This window comes from Inquilinus ginsengisoli, assembly GCF_031453975.1.
In the GTDB taxonomy this organism is placed as follows: domain Bacteria; phylum Pseudomonadota; class Alphaproteobacteria; order DSM-16000; family Inquilinaceae; genus Inquilinus; species Inquilinus ginsengisoli_A.
This window is the reverse complement of the sequence record NZ_JAVDPW010000013.1, coordinates 118,964-133,540: the sequence shown is the minus strand read 5'-3', so window position 1 is coordinate 133,540 and position 14,577 is coordinate 118,964. Positions and strand designations below refer to the sequence as shown.

Annotated in this window: 18 protein-coding genes; 8 read left to right on the top strand and 10 right to left on the bottom strand. The window is 70.7% G+C overall.

Features of this window, described 5'->3' with window-relative positions; translation table 11 throughout:
- Positions 1–5: 5 nt before the first annotated feature.
- The gene (gene hisB / locus E9232_RS31035) at positions 6–710 is read right to left on the bottom strand and encodes an imidazoleglycerol-phosphate dehydratase HisB (RefSeq protein ID WP_309800894.1); all 705 of its coding nucleotides are present in this window, start codon (positions 708–710) and stop codon (positions 6–8) included.
- Between the two features lie 148 nt (positions 711–858).
- On the opposite strand from hisB, the gene E9232_RS31030 reads away from it, so the two are divergent.
- The 5 genes from E9232_RS31030 (at position 859) to aidB (ending at position 4,410) form a co-directional block, all read left to right on the top strand.
- On the top strand, positions 859–1,116 hold the full coding sequence (locus E9232_RS31030; RefSeq protein ID WP_309800892.1) for a CopG family ribbon-helix-helix protein: 258 nt from the start codon (positions 859–861) through the stop codon (positions 1,114–1,116).
- Positions 1,116–1,436: a type II toxin-antitoxin system RelE/ParE family toxin gene (locus E9232_RS31025; RefSeq protein WP_309800891.1), complete on the top strand. Its 321-nt coding sequence runs from the start codon at positions 1,116–1,118 to the stop codon at positions 1,434–1,436. The genes E9232_RS31030 and E9232_RS31025 overlap by 1 nt, the downstream gene beginning before the upstream one ends.
- A 110-nt stretch (positions 1,437–1,546) precedes the next feature.
- Positions 1,547–2,095 carry an ATP-dependent protease subunit HslV gene (gene hslV / locus E9232_RS31020; protein WP_309800889.1) on the top strand — a complete coding sequence of 183 codons (549 nt, stop codon included), beginning with the start codon at positions 1,547–1,549 and terminating at the stop codon, positions 2,093–2,095.
- A gap of 52 nt (positions 2,096–2,147) precedes the next feature.
- Entirely contained in the window at positions 2,148–3,464 is a 1,317-nt protein-coding gene (gene hslU / locus E9232_RS31015) for an ATP-dependent protease ATPase subunit HslU (protein WP_309800887.1), read from the top strand.
- A gap of 112 nt (positions 3,465–3,576) precedes the next feature.
- Positions 3,577–4,410, top strand: a complete 834-nt coding sequence (aidB, locus tag E9232_RS31010) for an AidB family quorum-quenching N-acyl homoserine lactonase (protein ID WP_309800885.1) — start codon at positions 3,577–3,579, stop codon at positions 4,408–4,410.
- Between the two features lie 272 nt (positions 4,411–4,682).
- Here the strand turns inward: aidB and E9232_RS31005 are convergent, their stop codons facing one another.
- Positions 4,683–6,071, bottom strand: coding sequence for an esterase-like activity of phytase family protein (locus tag E9232_RS31005; RefSeq protein ID WP_309800883.1), 1,389 nt, complete (start codon positions 6,069–6,071; stop codon positions 4,683–4,685).
- A 107-nt stretch (positions 6,072–6,178) separates the two neighbouring features.
- Positions 6,179–6,835: an FMN-dependent NADH-azoreductase gene (locus E9232_RS31000; RefSeq protein WP_309800880.1), complete on the bottom strand. Its 657-nt coding sequence runs from the start codon at positions 6,833–6,835 to the stop codon at positions 6,179–6,181.
- A 110-nt stretch (positions 6,836–6,945) separates the two neighbouring features.
- Here E9232_RS31000 and E9232_RS30995 point away from each other — a divergent pair, with 110 nt between their 5' ends.
- Entirely contained in the window at positions 6,946–7,872 is a 927-nt protein-coding gene (locus tag E9232_RS30995) for a LysR substrate-binding domain-containing protein (RefSeq protein ID WP_309800879.1), read from the top strand.
- Here the strand turns inward: E9232_RS30995 and E9232_RS30990 are convergent.
- Positions 7,844–8,356: a Smr/MutS family protein gene (locus tag E9232_RS30990; RefSeq protein WP_309800878.1), complete on the bottom strand. Its 513-nt coding sequence runs from the start codon at positions 8,354–8,356 to the stop codon at positions 7,844–7,846. The two genes, E9232_RS30995 and E9232_RS30990, sit on opposite strands and share 29 nt — an antisense overlap.
- Positions 8,357–8,489: 133 nt before the next feature.
- Positions 8,490–9,176, bottom strand: coding sequence for a Tim44/TimA family putative adaptor protein (locus E9232_RS30985; RefSeq protein WP_309800876.1), 687 nt, complete (start codon positions 9,174–9,176; stop codon positions 8,490–8,492).
- 198 nt (positions 9,177–9,374) lie between these two features.
- Between E9232_RS30985 and E9232_RS30980 the strand changes: the two genes are divergently transcribed.
- Both E9232_RS30980 and secB read left to right on the top strand, forming a co-directional pair.
- Positions 9,375–9,905, top strand: coding sequence for an FxsA family protein (locus E9232_RS30980; protein WP_309800873.1), 531 nt, complete (start codon positions 9,375–9,377; stop codon positions 9,903–9,905).
- 141 nt (positions 9,906–10,046) lie between these two features.
- Positions 10,047–10,550 carry a protein-export chaperone SecB gene (gene secB, locus E9232_RS30975; RefSeq protein ID WP_309800871.1) on the top strand — a complete coding sequence of 168 codons (504 nt, stop codon included), beginning with the start codon at positions 10,047–10,049 and terminating at the stop codon, positions 10,548–10,550.
- A gap of 88 nt (positions 10,551–10,638) precedes the next feature.
- Here the strand turns inward: secB and dnaQ are convergent, their stop codons facing one another.
- The 5 genes from dnaQ to E9232_RS30950 all read right to left on the bottom strand — a co-directional run bounded on the left by dnaQ (position 10,639) and on the right by E9232_RS30950 (position 14,482).
- Entirely contained in the window at positions 10,639–11,316 is a 678-nt protein-coding gene (gene dnaQ, locus E9232_RS30970) for a DNA polymerase III subunit epsilon (RefSeq protein ID WP_309800869.1), read from the bottom strand.
- Complete coding sequence (gene coaE / locus E9232_RS30965) at positions 11,316–11,960, bottom strand: dephospho-CoA kinase (RefSeq protein ID WP_309800867.1); 645 nt, start codon at positions 11,958–11,960, stop codon at positions 11,316–11,318. Before coaE ends, dnaQ begins: the two co-directional genes overlap by 1 nt.
- The gene (locus E9232_RS30960) at positions 11,960–12,805 is read right to left on the bottom strand and encodes a shikimate dehydrogenase (RefSeq protein ID WP_309800866.1); all 846 of its coding nucleotides are present in this window, start codon (positions 12,803–12,805) and stop codon (positions 11,960–11,962) included. Before E9232_RS30960 ends, coaE begins: the two co-directional genes overlap by 1 nt.
- Positions 12,806–13,055: 250 nt before the next feature.
- Positions 13,056–13,652, bottom strand: a complete 597-nt coding sequence (locus E9232_RS30955; protein WP_309800864.1) for a Maf family protein — start codon at positions 13,650–13,652, stop codon at positions 13,056–13,058.
- Positions 13,649–14,482, bottom strand: a complete 834-nt coding sequence (locus E9232_RS30950) for a pyruvate, water dikinase regulatory protein (RefSeq protein WP_309800862.1) — start codon at positions 14,480–14,482, stop codon at positions 13,649–13,651. The genes E9232_RS30955 and E9232_RS30950 overlap by 4 nt, the downstream gene beginning before the upstream one ends.
- Positions 14,483–14,577 lie beyond the last annotated feature (95 nt).

Below are 14,577 nucleotides of genomic sequence, written 5' to 3'. Positions count from 1 at the left end.
CGGTGTCAGAGGCTGCCGCCGAGCGTGCCCTTGGTCGAGGGCACGGCGTCCGGGCGGCGGCTGTCGATGGCGGTGGCGGCGCGCAGGGCCCGCGCCAGCGCCTTGAAGCAGCTTTCGACGATGTGGTGGTTGTTCTCGCCGTAGAGGTTGGCGACATGCAGCGTCAGCCCGGCGTTCTGGGCGAAGGCGTGGAACCATTCGCGGAACAGCTCGGTGTCCATCTCGCCCAGCTTGTCGCGGGTGAAACGGACATCCCACACCAGATAGGGCCGGGCCGAGATGTCGACGGCGACGCGCGATAGCGCCTCGTCCATCGGCACATGCGCCTCGCCGTAGCGCTGGATGCCGCGGCGGTCGCCCAGGGCCTTGGCGAAGGCCTGGCCCAGGGTGATGCCGACATCCTCGGTGGTGTGATGGAAGTCGATATGGAGATCGCCCTCGGCCCGCACCGTCAGATCGAACAGCCCGTGCCGGGCCAGCTGGTCGAGCATGTGGTCGAGGAAGCCGATGCCGGTCCGGATGTCGGACCGGCCGGTGCCGTCGAGATCGACCGTGGCGCTGATCCGGGTCTCGCGGGTGGCGCGGTCGACCGTGGCCGAGCGGGCGGGCGGGGCCACACTGGCGAGGGCCGGGCGGCTGGCGGTCGCCGGCGCGGCCGCAGCCTTGCGGGCCGGGCTTTTTGGCGTTGGTTTGGATGCGGTTCCGTCCATGCCTCGTGTCTTATCAGGAACCCCGGCGCACCACCAGCCGCCGAGCCATGCCGGGACCGCAGGGGGCCTGCAGGCGGCGAGCAGGGAAAGCCCTTTCCGGCAGGGCCGGCTTCACCATATGGTTACATGTGAACACAAGGGATCACAGATGAGCCAAGCCCGCCCCACCGAGCCCATCACCATCCGCACCACGAAGGAAACGGTCGACGGGATCGACGCCCTGGCCGCGGCCACGGACCGGTCGCGCAACTACATCGTCAACCAGGCCCTGCGGCAGTATCTGGAGACGAATGCCTGGCAGGTCGAACGTATCGAGGAAGGCCTTGCCGCGGCGCGTGAAGGCCGAGTGCGGCCGGCTGCGGATGTGTTGGCCGGCATCGCCGCGAAGCACGGCTGGTCGCGCTGATGCGGCTGGTCTTCGCCGAGCCGGCGGAGCGCGATCTCGACAGCATCATCGACTATATCGCCCTGGACAACCCGGCGGCGGCCGAACGGGTCTATCGCGCCATCGTCGCCGCCACCGAGCGATTGGCCCGCTTTCCCGAGATCGGCCGCGCCGGCCGCCTGCCCGACACGCGCGAACTGACCGTCACCGGGCTGCCGTATCTGGTCGTCTACCAGGCCTCCGCCGACGTGGTGACGATCCTCGCCGTGTTTCATGGCGCCCGCGACCTGGCGCTGGCCTTGGCCGAACGGAAAGCCGGACTGAAGCCGCCGGACCAATAGCCACGGGCCCTTGGAGAAGCCACGAGACTTGATCCCTCCGCCGGACAGTCCAATCTAGGCGGAGCGGGCCGGACGGCCCGTTCATGACCCCTAGCGTTCCGGAAATTTGCATGTCGTCTTCCGAGAGTGCCGCCTGGCACGGCACCACCATCCTCGCCGTGCGCAAAAACGGCCATGTCGTCATCGCCGGCGACGGTCAGGTCACCGCCGGCAACACCGTGATGAAGGGCACCGCCCGCAAGGTGCGGCGCCTGGGCGACGGCAGCGTCATCGCCGGCTTCGCCGGGGCGACCGCCGACGCCATGGCCCTGTTCGAGCGGCTGGAGGCCAAGCTGGAGAAGCACCCGGGCCAGCTGGCCCGCGCCTGCGTCGAGCTGGCCAAGGACTGGCGCACCGACCGCTATCTGCGCCGGCTGGAGGCGATGATGGCGGTGTGCGACGCCCGGGTCTCGCTGATCCTGACCGGCACCGGCGACGTGCTGGAGCCGGATGACGGGCTGATCGGCATCGGCTCCGGCGGGCCCTTCGCCCTGGCCGCCGCCCGCGCCCTATTCGAGAATGCCGAGATGGATGCCGAGACGGTGGCGCGCAAGGCGATGAAGATCGCCGGCGACATCTGCATCTACACCAACCACAACGTCACGCTGGAAAGCCTGTGATCGCGGCCCTGCCCGCCTTCCGCACCGAGGCCCGAGCCGCGAAGGACCATTCATGACCGACACCGCCAATTTCAGCCCGCGCGAGATCGTCTCCGAGCTCGACCGCTTCATCGTCGGCCAGCACGACGCCAAGCGCGCCGTCGCCATTGCGCTGCGCAACCGCTGGCGCCGCCAGCAGCTGCCCGAGGCGCTGCGCGAGGAGGTGCTGCCGAAGAACATCCTGATGATCGGGCCGACCGGCGTCGGCAAGACTGAGATCGCCCGCCGCCTGGCGAAGCTGGCCAACGCCCCGTTCCTGAAGGTCGAGGCGACCAAGTTCACCGAGGTCGGCTATGTCGGCCGCGATGTCGAGCAGATCATCCGCGACCTCTTGGAGATCGCGATCAAGATGACCCGCGAGAGCCTGCGCAAGGAGGTCGCGGCCAAGGCCGAGATCCGCGCCGAGGAGCGGGTGCTGGACGCGCTGGTGGGCGACAACGCCTCGGCCGAGACCCGGCAGAAGTTCCGCAAGATGCTGCGCGAAGGCCAGCTGAACGACCGCGAGATCGAGATCCAGGTTGCCGATTCCGGCGGCGGGATGCCGACCTTCGACATTCCAGGCATGCCGGGCGCCCAGATGGGGATGCTCAACCTCAACGACATGTTCGGCAAGGCCTTCGGCAACCGCACCAAGCCGCGCCGGCTGAGCGTGCAGGAAAGCCATGTCGTGCTGATGGCCGAGGAGTCGGACAAGCTGCTGGACCAGGAGAAGGTGACCGCCGAGGCCATCCACCTGGTCGAGCAGAACGGCATCGTCTTCCTCGACGAGATCGACAAGATCACGGCGCGGTCGGAGCGCGGCGGCGCCGATGTCAGCCGCGAGGGCGTGCAGCGCGACCTGCTGCCGCTGATCGAAGGCACCCAGGTGGCGACCAAATACGGCACGGTGCGCACCGACTACATCCTGTTCATCGCCTCCGGCGCGTTCCAGCTGGCCAAGCCGTCCGACCTGCTGCCGGAGCTGCAGGGCCGCCTGCCGATCCGGGTCGAGCTGCAGGCCCTGACCCGCGACGATTTCCGCCGCATCCTGACCGAGCCGGAGCACAGCCTGGTCAAGCAGTACACCGCGCTCCTGGGCACCGAAGAGGTGACGCTGGACTTCACCGACGACGCCATCGACGCCCTGGCCGACCTGGCCGCGGAGGTCAACCGCGCGGTCGAGAACATCGGCGCCCGCCGGCTGCACACGGTGCTGGAGCGGCTGCTGGACGAGGTCAGCTTCACCGCCTCCGACCGCTCGGGCGAGACGGTGCGGATCGACGCCGCCTATGTCCAGGAGAAGGTGGGTGCGCTGACCCGCAACGCCGATCTGAGCAAGTTCATCCTGTAATAGCTGACCATCGGTCTCCGCGCCTTCCACTCGTCGTCATCGCCCGGTTAGCCTGGGCGGTGACGGGACGGGCCCGAGCGGGCAAGCAGTCCTTCTGCCAGGAGAGATCGACATGTCCGCTGCTGCCAGGCGCTTCGGCGCCTATGATCTCACCGTGCTGCTCGACGGCATCTTCGAGGCGCCGAAGACCGTGCTGAGCCACGCCGCCGGCGAGGACGCCACACGGCGGCTGGTCGATAGCTGGCCGGGCGACAAGATCAGCATCGACGTGAACTGCTATCTGCTGACCGGGCCGAACGGCGTCACGCTGATCGATGCCGGCACGGGCGACCATTGGGGCCCGATGCTGGGCAAGGCGCGCGCGGCCCTGGCGGCGGCCGGCGTGCGGCCCGAACAGGTCGACCGCGTGCTGCTGACCCATCTGCATGGCGACCACGCGCTGGGCCTGCTCGACGGCGACCGGGCCTGGCTGCCGCGGGCGGAGATCCTGATTCCGGAGCGGGACCTCGCCTTCTACGGCGACCCGGCCGTGGCCGAGACCTTCCCGCCGGCCCGGCGCGGCAACTTCAAGACCGCCGCCGACCTGGCCCGGGCCTATGCCGGCCGCGTCCGGACCATCGCCCCGGGGCCGGTCGAGGGCCTGCCGGATATCGAAGCCGTGCCGCTGCCCGGCCACACGCCCGGGCAGAGCGGCTATCGCATCGGCGAGGGCCGCGACAGCCTGCTGATCTGGGCCGACGCCATCCATCTCGGCGATCCGCAGATCGAGGACCCGGAGGTCGGCCTGACCTACGACCTCGATCCGGCGCAGGCCGTGCAGAGCCGCCGCGTCCTGCTGGAAGAGGCGGCCCGGCACGGCTGGCTGGTCACCGGCAGCCATGTCAGCCGGACCGGCCGGATCGAAGCGGGCGCGGGCGATCGGGGCTGGCGGTTCGTCGAGGACTGAGATTCCGCGGGCAGCACACGGTGCTGGAACGGCTAAGGTTAGCTTCACCGCCTCCGACCGCTCCGGCGAGACGGTTCGGATCGACGCGGCTTACGTCCAGGAGAAGGTGGGTGCGCTCACCCGGAACGCCGATCTGAGCAAGTTCATCCTGTAGCCGTCGGGGCTGACTCGTCGTGTCACCTCTCCCCGCGCCGCGGAGAGATCCTCCCCCTCCCCTCGCGGGAGGGGGCTGGGGGAGGGGGAGAGTGGAAAGGAGCGAGGCCTCGGAGGTCTTACTTCCCGTTCAGCAGCTCCGGCACGGTCAGCAGGACGAACTCGTTGTCGTCCTGCCGGTCGACGGCGCGGCCGGAGGAGAAGGGCAGGTTGTTGTCGTTGGCGACGATGATGTGGTCGGCATCGACCCGGGCCACGTTCTCGATGGTGACGAAGGGGAAGCTGAGCATGCCGCCACGCCCTCCCTGGCGCGCCTTGTGGTCGGGGTCCTTCATCGCCAGCAGGTCGATCGAGCCGATCTTGCGCAGCACGCCGTCCGCATCGGCCTGGGACAGGTCGACCAGGAAGACGCGCTTCAGCTTGGCGGGGGTGGCGAAGCAATCCGGCTTCGGGTCGCCCTGGCAGGCGCGGGCGGCGTCGCCCTCGCCCTGGTCGCGCTCGATGATCAGGCCGCGGGTGCCGCCGATCAGGTTGAAGTCGCCGATCGAGTTGCCGTTGGCCTCGAGCCGGTACTTCCAGCTCTTGCCGGTGAATTTCTTCGACGCGACGTCGAACTCGAAGATGCGCAGCAGTTCATGGCCCTGGGCGTCGGTTTCCGGCGCGCCCTTGGCCGCATCCCACAGCCCGCCTTCCAGCAGCGGGTACAGGGTCTTGCCGTCCTCGGAGGCGGCCATGCCCTCGAAGCCCTTGCTGCGCCGCGATTCGAAGGCGACCGGGCCAGGGGCGCCCGGCATGGTGATGTAGGGGTTGTCGGGCGACCGCACCGGCTTGCCGTCGGCCACCGTGTCGACCACGGTCAGCACCCGGCCGGCGGCGTCGGTCTCGATCAGGAACGGCCCCAGCTCGTCGCCGAACCAGAAATGGTCGCCGACCGGCTGGATCGATTCGATGTCGAAATCGGCGCCGGTGAGATAGCGCTCCCTGGTCGGCTCGGTGACGATCCGGAACGGGACCTTCTTGTCCGGGTCGCTCAGGAACAGGGTGTTCAGCACCGCGACCCGGCCGGTCTGCCAGTCCGGCTTTATCCGGTGCACCATCAGCATCGCGTCCGCGGAATTGGCCTTGGACCCGAAGCCGTTGTCGGTCAGCACGACATATTCGCCGTTGCCGAGCGGCTTGATGCCGCTGAAGCCCTGCACCGCCTGGCCGACGAAGGGGAAGGTCAGCCCGGTCTCGCGCACGGCGTTGCCGGAGCCGGTGGTGCCCATGACGCTGAACGGCCGGTCGATGCGGGCCAGGGTCGGGCCGGCGAACTTGCCCGAAGTGGCGAACATCGCCGGGGCATCGGCCGGCGGCACGGCGAAGGTCATCGCCGGCAGCACGGCATGGCCAGCCACCACCGCAGGGTAGGCGGCCGGGGCCGGGGCGTCGCCCGCCAGGGCACCGGCGGCGGACAAGGCGATGGCTAGGGCGGCCAGCGAAGCGGCGGCACGACGGAACGGATGCATGGGGTCCCCCTTCTCGATCTCGAAAGCGGCGAGAGAGTGGGGACGGGCGATGACGGCTGGATGACGGGCACGTGAAACTCTCGCGTCGGCGGCGTCAGCCCGTGGGATCAGGCCGCCTCGGCCCCTTCCGTCATCCGTACCACCAGCCGGTCGACCGCCGCTTCGGCCGCGCGCATCGAGGCTTCGATCCGCTCATCGGCGAATTCGTCGTATTCGGCGGCGATGGCGATGGCGTCGGTGATGCCGATATAGCGGAACACCGTGCGCAGATGCGGCTCGACATGGTTGAGGGCTTCCAGCCTCTCCCCCGGCCCGTAGCCCCAGTCGCCGCGGGCGCCGAGCGTGACCAGCCGCTTGCCGGCCAGCATCGGCCAGTAGGGTTCGCCCGGGCGGCTGCGGTCGAAGCCGAAGGTGCGGCCGACCCGGACGATGTTGTCGACCCAGGCCTTCATCCCCGCCGGCAGGCCGAAATTGTACATCGGCACCCCGGCCACGATCAGGTCGGCGCGCTCCAGCTCATCCACCAGCGCGTCGCTGACCGCGAGGGTGGCGCGCATCTCGTCGGTCCGGCGCTCGGGCCTGGTGAAGGCCGCAGCGATCCAGGCTTCGGTGACGGGCGGCGGCGGCGCCAGGCCGACATCGCGGCGGATCACCGTGTCGTGCGGGCGCCGGGCCAGCCAGCTCTCGACGAAGCGGGCGGACAGGCGGCGGCTGTGCGAGCGGCCAAGGCGGGCGCTGGCATCGATGTGCAGGATCGTGGTCATGGCGCGAACTCCGGACTGTCTTCGCCCCAGGAAATGTGCGCTTTCGGGCTTGCCGGCAAAGGCGAATCCCTCATCTTATGGCTGAGGTGAATTCATCTGCTGGAGAGGCCATGCGCCGCCTGCCGCCGCTCGCCGCCCTGCGCGCCTTCGAGGCGGCCGCCCGCCATCTCAGCTTCAAGCGCGCGGCCGAAGAGCTGCTGGTGACCCCGACCGCGGTCAGCCATCAGATCCGCCTGCTGGAGGAGACGCTCGGCCTGCGGCTGTTCGAGCGGCGGACCCGGCAGGTGGCGATGACCGATGCGGCGCAGCGCCTGTATCCGGTGCTGCGCGACGGCTTCGACGCCTTCGCCCGCACCCTCGACGGGCTGTCGGCCGAGGCCCGGCCCCGCGCGGTCACCCTGACCGCCACCCGCGCCTTCACCGCCCGGCGGCTGGTGCCGCGGATGGCGTCGCTGCAGCAGCGCCGGCCGGACATCGTGCTGCGCCTGCTGGCCGCCGACGAGCCAGTGGACCTGGCCGCCGGCACCGCCGACCTGGCCATCCGCTACGGCAGCGGCCTCTATCCCGGCCTGCGGTCGCAGCCGCTGGGCACCGACCGCATGGCACCGGTGGCGCATCCCAGCCTGGGGCTGACCGCGCCGGAGCAGCTGGCCGGCCACCGCCTGGTGCATTTCGAATGGCGCGTCGCCCATCCGGACAAGCCGAGCTGGCCGCGCTGGTTCGCGGCGGCCGGGCTGCTCGAGCCATCGGCCGGCGCGCTGCATTGCAGCGACGAGAGCCACGCCATCCAGGCGGTGGCGGCCGGGCACGGCGTCGGCCTGCTGAGCCTGACCCTGGTGGCGGAGGAGCTGGCCAACGGCACCCTGGTGCAGCCCTTCGGCCCGGCGATCGAGGGCATGGGCTTCCACCTGCTGCGCCGCCCGGGCCCGGAGAGCGAGCCGGTGGCGGCGGTGCGGGACTGGGTGCTGGCGGAGTTCGGTCAGGCGGCGGATCCCGCCGCGACGCAGGTCAGCCCTCCCGCCGCTTCTTCAGGATGACGTAGAGCGCGCCGGAGCCGCCATCCTTGGGATGGGCGGGGGTGACGGCGAGGATCTTGGCGCGCAGCGGCGCCTCGTTGAGCCAGACCGGCACATTCGCTCGCAGCACACTGTCGCCGCCGGAGAAGCTGCCCTTGCCGGTGATCACCAGCAGCGTCTTCTTGCCCGCCCGCTGGGCCGTGGCGACGAAGCCGATCAGCGCGTCATGCGCCTCGATCTGGCGCATGCCGTGCAGGTCGAGCCGGCCCTCGATCTCCTGCTTGCCGCGGCGGAGCCGGTCGGCGCGGTGGCCGTCGATGCCGGTGAGGTCGCCGGAGCGCAGGCGCTTCGGCGGTACCGCGGCCGGGTTCGGCTTCGGCGCCGCGGCGGCCGGCGTGCGGGCCGACGGCGGAGCGGGCTTAGGCTGCGGCGGCGGGGACGCCGCCTCGGGCGCAGGTGGTGGCGGCGCCGGCGCGAGCGGCCGCAACGGCACGACGTCCTGCATCACGAGACGCCAGAGTCGGCGCTCTTCCTCGCTCGGTTTTCGGGGTCTGGCCATGCCGGATCAGCGGTCGGAGTCCTTGACCGGACGGCCGCATCCCGGGCGCTGGCGGGTTGGGGCGGCCGTCATACCCGGCTCAGTGGGATTCGCGGGTCTCGACCAGCGCCCAGTTCGGGTCGGTGGCGCGAGTGTTGCGCGAGAAGGTCCAGATGTCGGTGACCTCGACCGTCTGGTCGGGGTTGCCGTCGATCACCGTGCCGTCGGCGTCGTGCAGCACCGTCTTCTGACGCGAGCCGATGCGGATGGTGACGAAGGCGGTGCGCCCGTCCATGCGGGCGTCGATGATCTCGGCCCGGTCGACCGATTCCACCGTCTCCTCGAGCGTGTGGCCGGCGGCCAGGCGCTCGCGGATCGCCTCGCTGAATTCGTCGTAGAGCTCGTCGGACAAGAGCGGCCGCAGTGTCGCGGTGTCGCCGCGGGCGAAGGCCTCGACGATCATCTTGAAGGCGGCGCGGGCACCGCCGGCGAAGCTGCTTTCGCTGAAGCTGCGGTCGGCGATCTTGATCTGGGTCAGGCCGTTGGCCATCCCGCCATCGCCGTTGGCGGCGCCGCGCGGACGGTCCGGCATGGCCACGACGTTGTCGGGGGCGCGGTCGGGCGACCGCGGCTCCGGCCGCGCCGGGGGCTGCTGCTGGGTGGCGAGCGGATTCGGACGCCGCTGCTCGGTCCCCGTGCGGCGGCCGAGCACGCTGCGCAGCCGCAGAATCAGGAATCCGGCGATCGCCGCCAGAACCAGAATATCGAGGAAAGAGCCTTCGCCCATCGGTCCCTTCACCTGTCGCGCGCCCTGCCTGGGCGAATGCGTCGCTCTGGACCCGGGCGCCGCGCGACATTACCTCTGTTGTCGGCCCGTCCGACGACCAAACCGGCGGACGGCCTTCCGGGCCAAGATGCGCGGATCAGGAACGACGCCTGCTCCCCGACAGATAGGCCGCCGACCCCCAAACGGCAAGGGAAACTCATGCCGCTGCTCGCCCTGCTGCTTCTTGTCCCGGTCCTGGCCGAGATCACCGTCTTCATCCTGGTCGGCCGCTGGCTGGGCGTTGCAGTCACCCTGCTGCTGTTCGTGGCCATCGGCGTGATCGGGTCGATCCTGCTCAAGCGCCAGGGGCTGCTGGCCCTGCGCGAGATGCAGTCGGCGCTGAGCCGGGGCGAGCCGCCGGCCGAGCCGGTGGCGCATGCAGCACTGCTGGTGCTGGCGGCGCTGCTGCTGATCTTCCCCGGATTCCTCAGCGACGCCTTCGCCCTACCGCTGCTGCTGCCGCCGGTGCGGCGCTTCGTGATCCGCTGGCTGGGAGCCCAGGCCAAGCGCCGCGGCGGCTTCACCGTCTGGCCCGGCGCCCGCGGCCCCGGGGCACGGGGCCCCGGCGGCCCGGTGATCGACGCCGACTACACCGAGGTCGACCCCAACGCCGCCGATCCCTCGCTGCCGCGGATCGAGCAGTCGCGCTGGGGAGAGGACCGCGGGTCGCACCGCGGCGACGACAAGTAGTCGCGCCGGGGTCACCGACCGAGCCGGGTCCCCTGCCCAACCCCGGTTGTCCCGGCTGCGGGTTCCGTGCTAGCGAGACGCCGTCTTTTCGCCGGCAGGAGCCCAGTCAGAGCTCCCCGCCCGAGTTTCAGGGAGATTTTCATGTCGGACGTCAACCAGCAGCCCGACGCGGCGCAGCAACTGCAGCCGTCGCTGCAGATTTCGGCGCAGTATGTGAAGGACCTGTCCTTCGAGAACCCGAACGCGCCGCGCAGCCTGACCCAGGCCGCCACGCCGCCGCAGGTGACCGTCAATGTCGACGTCCGCACCCAGCAGCTGGCCGACAACGCCTTCGAGGTGGTGCTGCACATCAAGGCCGAGGCCAAGACCGGCGACGCCGCGACCTTCCTGTGCGAGCTGAGCTATGGCGGCGTGGTCGCCCTGGCCAACGTCACCAAGGAGCAGACCGCACCGCTGCTGCTGATCGAAGCGCCGCGCCTGCTGTTCCCCTTCGCCCGGTCGGTCATCGCCGAGGCGACGCGCAACGGCGGCTTCCCGCCGCTGCTGATCCAGCCGATCGACTTCACCGAGCTGTTCCGCCGCCAGCTGGCCGCCCTGCGCGCCCGCTCGGAGGCCGAGGGCCAGCCGCAGCCGACCGTGAACTGACACGCGGCTTCGCCCGTGTGCTGAAAGGCCCCGCTCCGGCGGGGCCTTTTTGCTTTGGGCCGGGGGTGCCGGGAGCTGCCCCTTCCCCTCAGCCTTCCTTCAGCCACATCGGGTCGGCCAGGCCCTGGATGAAGGCGAGATGGGCTGCCAGCTCCGCTTCGGTCGGGGCGTGCGGCCGCGGCGGGCGGGCGACGCGCTCGATCGTGATCGTGGTCTCGGTGATCTCGACCGAGGTGCTGATGGCCAGGCCGGGCTCGCGCCCGCCGCACATCTCCAGCCAGACCTCGGCCAGCAGCTGCGCATCGAGCAGCGCGCCGTGCAGGGTGCGGCCGGAATTGTCGATGCCGAAGCGCCGGCACAGGGCGTCGAGCGAGGCCTGGGCGCCGGGGAAGCGCCGGCGGGCGATCGCCAGCGTGTCGGTCGCCCGCACCATCGGGATCGGCTTCAGCCCGAGCCGGCCGAGCTCCGCGTTCAGGAAGCTCATGTCGAAATCGGCGTTGTGGATCACCAGCTGGGCGTCGCCGATGAATTCGAGGAAGCCGTCCACCACCTCGGCGAAGACCGGCTTGTCCGCCAGGAACTCGTCGGTCAGCCCGTGCACCCGCTGCGCCTCCATCGGCACCAGCCGCTCCGGGTTGATGTAGACGTGGTAGGACGCACCGGTCGGGACGTGGTTGATCATCTCGACCCCGCCGATCTCGACCAGGCGGTCGCCGCCCAGCGCATGGAAGCCGGTGGTTTCGGTGTCCAGAACGATCTCGCGCATCACACCATATTCCCACGTTGATCGAGGGCCATCGAGGGCCGCCAGCGCCGCCCCGGCCGGGCCAAAGCCTGGCGCCGCACCGCCCGGAGGGCGAGCCGCGACGCCCTGCGGCCGAGGCCGGTCGGCACCACCCAATCCGCCCGCCGCTGTTTATCACGGTCCGGCATCTGTGCCGCCAGGATGGCGGCGAATTTCTCGGTCGTCATCCCCGGCCGCGCCAGCACCCGCTGACGCTGCAGCAGCCGCGGCGCGCTGACCACGGCGACGCCGTCGCAGAAGCGCTCGCCCCCGGTCTCGAACAGCAGCGGGATGTCGAGCACCACCAGCGCGTCGCCGCGCCGCCCGGCCTGCCGCAGGAAGCGGCGCAGCCGGCGGCGCACCAGCGGGTGCAGGATCGCCTCCAGCCGGCGCAGCGCTGCCGGGTCGCCGAACACCTGCGCCCCCAGCGCCCGCCGGTCGACCGCGCCGTCGCGCACCACCCCGGGGAAGGCCGCTTCCACCGCCGGCACTGCCGCCCCGCCACGGCGCAGCAGGTCATGCACCACCGCGTCGGCGTCGTGCACGGCGATGCCGTCGCGTCGGAACATCGCCGCCGCCGTGGACTTGCCCATGCCGATCGAGCCGGTCAGGCCCAGGATCCGCATCAGCCCTGTCCCGGTCCCAGCACCGCGGCCCGCAGCGCGGCATCGACCGCCGGCGCCACCCCGAACCAGGCCTCGAAGCCCGGCCGCGCCTGGTGCAGCAGCATGCCGATGCCGTCGACCACCTGATGGCCGCGGGCCCGCGCCGCCGCCAGCAGCGGCGTCTCCAGCGGGACATAGACGATGTCGTTGACCAGCGCCGCCCGCGGCAGCGCATCGAGCGGCAGGTCCAGCGCGGCGTGTCCCTGCATGCCCTCGGTGGTGGTGTTGACCAGCAGGGCGGCGCCGTCCAGCGCCGCAGCGCGATCGGCCCAGTCGATCACGGTGATCGGCCCGCCCAGCTCGGCCGCCAGCTTCTCGGCCCGGGCGCGGGTGCGGTTGGCCAGCCGGATCTCCGGCGCGCCGGCATCGGTCAGGGCGACGATGATGGCGCGCGAAGCACCGCCGGCGCCGATCACCACCGCCGGCCCCTGCCCGGCCGACCATGCCGGCGCCCCCGCTTGCAGGTTGGCCAGGAAGCCGAAGCCGTCGGTGTTGGTGCCGAACAGGCTGCCATCCTCGCGCACCACGATGGTGTTGACCGCGGCGATGCGGCGGGCCAGCGGGTCGAGCTCATCGACCAGGGCCATCGCCGCCTCCTTGTGCGGCACGGTGACGTTGCAGCCGCGGAAGCCGAGCGCAGGGAGGCCGCGCAGCGCCGCCTCCAGCCGGTCCGGCGCCACCGCCAGCGGCACATAGGCGCCGTCGATGCCGTGGCGCGCCAGCCAATGGCCATGCAGCTGCGGCGAGCGGGAATGCCCGACCGGCCAGCCGATCACCCCGGCCAGGCGGCCCTTTGCGGTCAGCATGGAAAATGTCCATCAGATTGCAGCAGCCGGCCGAAGCCATAGGAGTCCCCCCTCCCCTTGCGGGAGGGGGGTAGGGGGAGGGGGTTCTCTCGGCCCGATCCGGCCAAACCCATGGCATATGCGGCCATCCGCTCAATCGGACTTTTGCCGATACGCGCGCGGACGCGCGCAGACCCCTCCCCCAACCCCCTCCCGCAAGGGGAGGGGGGACTAGAAAAAGAAGGCCTGAACAAGGCCCGATCCTGTCCCCTCACGACGGCAGAACTCCCTGGTCGCGCAGGAAGCCGAGCAGCGGCAGCAGCGGCAGGCCGAGAATGGTGAAATGGTCGCCCTCGATCCGGGCGAAGAGCTGGGCGCCCCAGCCTTCGAGCTGGTAGGCGCCGACCGAGGACTGCACGGCCGGGCCGACCGCGTCGAGATAGGTCTCGAGGAACAGATGGCTGAACGATCGCATGGTCAGCCGCGCGGTGTCGGTGCTGTGCCACAGCCTTTCGCCGTCGCGCATCGCCAGCGCGGTCGAGGTCAGGGTGTGGGTGCGGCCGCGCAGCGCCAGCAGCTGGGCCCGGGCCGCGTCGCGATCCGCCGGCTTGTCGTACCAGACCCCGTCGCACTCCAGCATCTGGTCGGCGCCGATCACCAGGGCGCCGGGATGGCGCAGCGAGATCCGGCGCGCCTTCATGCCGGCCAGCATCTCGGCGACATCGCCCGGGGACGCGCCTTCGGCCTGCATCGAGGCCTTGACCTCGCCCTCGTCGATCGCGGCGGCGCTGACCGCCAGCGCGACGCCGGCCGCCTCGAGCATCGCCCGGCGGGTGGCGCTGCCGGAGGCCAGGACGATGCCGCTCACGGAATCCCCGCATTGCGGCCGCGGCGGGCCAGCAGCGACAGGATCTCCGCCGCCGTCTCCTCGATCGCGCGGCGGGTGACGTCGAGCACCGGCCAGCGGTGCTTGGCGAAATAGCGCCGGGCCTCCGCCACCTCCGACCGCACCTGCTCGGGGTCGACATAGTCGGTGGTCTGGGCCTGGTTCAGCATCTGCATCCGGTTGCGGCGCAGCTGCACCAGCCGTTCCGGGTCCTTGGTCAGCCCGACCACCAGGGGCCGGGTCACCTTGTGCAGATCCTCCGGCAGCGGCAGGCCGGGCACGAAGGGCACGTTCGCCGCCTTGACCCCGCGATTGGCGAGATAGAGGCAGGTCGGGGTCTTCGAGGTGCGGGACACGCCGACCAGGATGACGTCGGCCTGATGCAGGTCGCGCACCAGATGGCCGTCATCATGGCCCAAGGCATAGTCCATCGCCTCGATGCGGTGGAAATAGGCGGCGTCCATCATGTGCTGCCGGCCGGGCCGGCCATGCACCGCCATGCCCAGCTGCTGCGCCAGCGCCGCCATGATCGGGTCGAGCACCGAGATGCAGGGCACGCCCAGCGTGCCGCAGACATCCAGCAGGCGGTGACGCAGCCCGTCATCGACCAGGGTGAACACGACGATGCCGGGATGGGCGCGGATTTCCTCGACCACCAGGTCGAGCTGGCGGTTGGTGCGCACCAGGTTCCAGAAGTGCTCCACCGGCTCCGCCCCCTCGAACTGGGCGAGGCAGGCGCGGGCAACACTATGAATGGTGTCACCCGTCGAATCCGAAACGAGATGTAGGTGGAATGTCTTGGTCTGCGCCATAGCCCTGTTTTATCCCGAGGCTTGGGGATTGTCTGTGGGCAAAATGGGGATGGAACGCGTTTCAGGGGGGCTTGACGCGATTCCATGCCCGCTGA

Bases quoted from the DNA above. Each gene is read 5' to 3' on its own strand.
- hisB (WP_309800894.1), bottom strand. From the start codon at position 710: ATGGACGGAACCGCATCCAAACCAACGCCAAAAAGCCCGGCCCGCAAG.
- E9232_RS31030 (WP_309800892.1), top strand. From the start codon at position 859: ATGAGCCAAGCCCGCCCCACCGAGCCCATCACCATCCGCACCACGAAG.
- E9232_RS31025 (WP_309800891.1), top strand. From the start codon at position 1,116: ATGCGGCTGGTCTTCGCCGAGCCGGCGGAGCGCGATCTCGACAGCATC.
- hslV (WP_309800889.1), top strand. From the start codon at position 1,547: ATGTCGTCTTCCGAGAGTGCCGCCTGGCACGGCACCACCATCCTCGCC.
- hslU (WP_309800887.1), top strand. From the start codon at position 2,148: ATGACCGACACCGCCAATTTCAGCCCGCGCGAGATCGTCTCCGAGCTC.
- aidB (WP_309800885.1), top strand. From the start codon at position 3,577: ATGTCCGCTGCTGCCAGGCGCTTCGGCGCCTATGATCTCACCGTGCTG.
- E9232_RS31005 (WP_309800883.1), bottom strand. From the start codon at position 6,071: ATGCATCCGTTCCGTCGTGCCGCCGCTTCGCTGGCCGCCCTAGCCATC.
- E9232_RS31000 (WP_309800880.1), bottom strand. From the start codon at position 6,835: ATGACCACGATCCTGCACATCGATGCCAGCGCCCGCCTTGGCCGCTCG.
- E9232_RS30995 (WP_309800879.1), top strand. From the start codon at position 6,946: ATGCGCCGCCTGCCGCCGCTCGCCGCCCTGCGCGCCTTCGAGGCGGCC.
- E9232_RS30990 (WP_309800878.1), bottom strand. From the start codon at position 8,356: ATGCAGGACGTCGTGCCGTTGCGGCCGCTCGCGCCGGCGCCGCCACCA.
- E9232_RS30985 (WP_309800876.1), bottom strand. From the start codon at position 9,176: ATGGGCGAAGGCTCTTTCCTCGATATTCTGGTTCTGGCGGCGATCGCC.
- E9232_RS30980 (WP_309800873.1), top strand. From the start codon at position 9,375: ATGCCGCTGCTCGCCCTGCTGCTTCTTGTCCCGGTCCTGGCCGAGATC.
- secB (WP_309800871.1), top strand. From the start codon at position 10,047: ATGTCGGACGTCAACCAGCAGCCCGACGCGGCGCAGCAACTGCAGCCG.
- dnaQ (WP_309800869.1), bottom strand. From the start codon at position 11,316: ATGCGCGAGATCGTTCTGGACACCGAAACCACCGGCTTCCATGCGCTG.
- coaE (WP_309800867.1), bottom strand. From the start codon at position 11,960: ATGCGGATCCTGGGCCTGACCGGCTCGATCGGCATGGGCAAGTCCACG.
- E9232_RS30960 (WP_309800866.1), bottom strand. From the start codon at position 12,805: ATGCTGACCGCAAAGGGCCGCCTGGCCGGGGTGATCGGCTGGCCGGTC.
- E9232_RS30950 (WP_309800862.1), bottom strand. From the start codon at position 14,482: ATGGCGCAGACCAAGACATTCCACCTACATCTCGTTTCGGATTCGACG.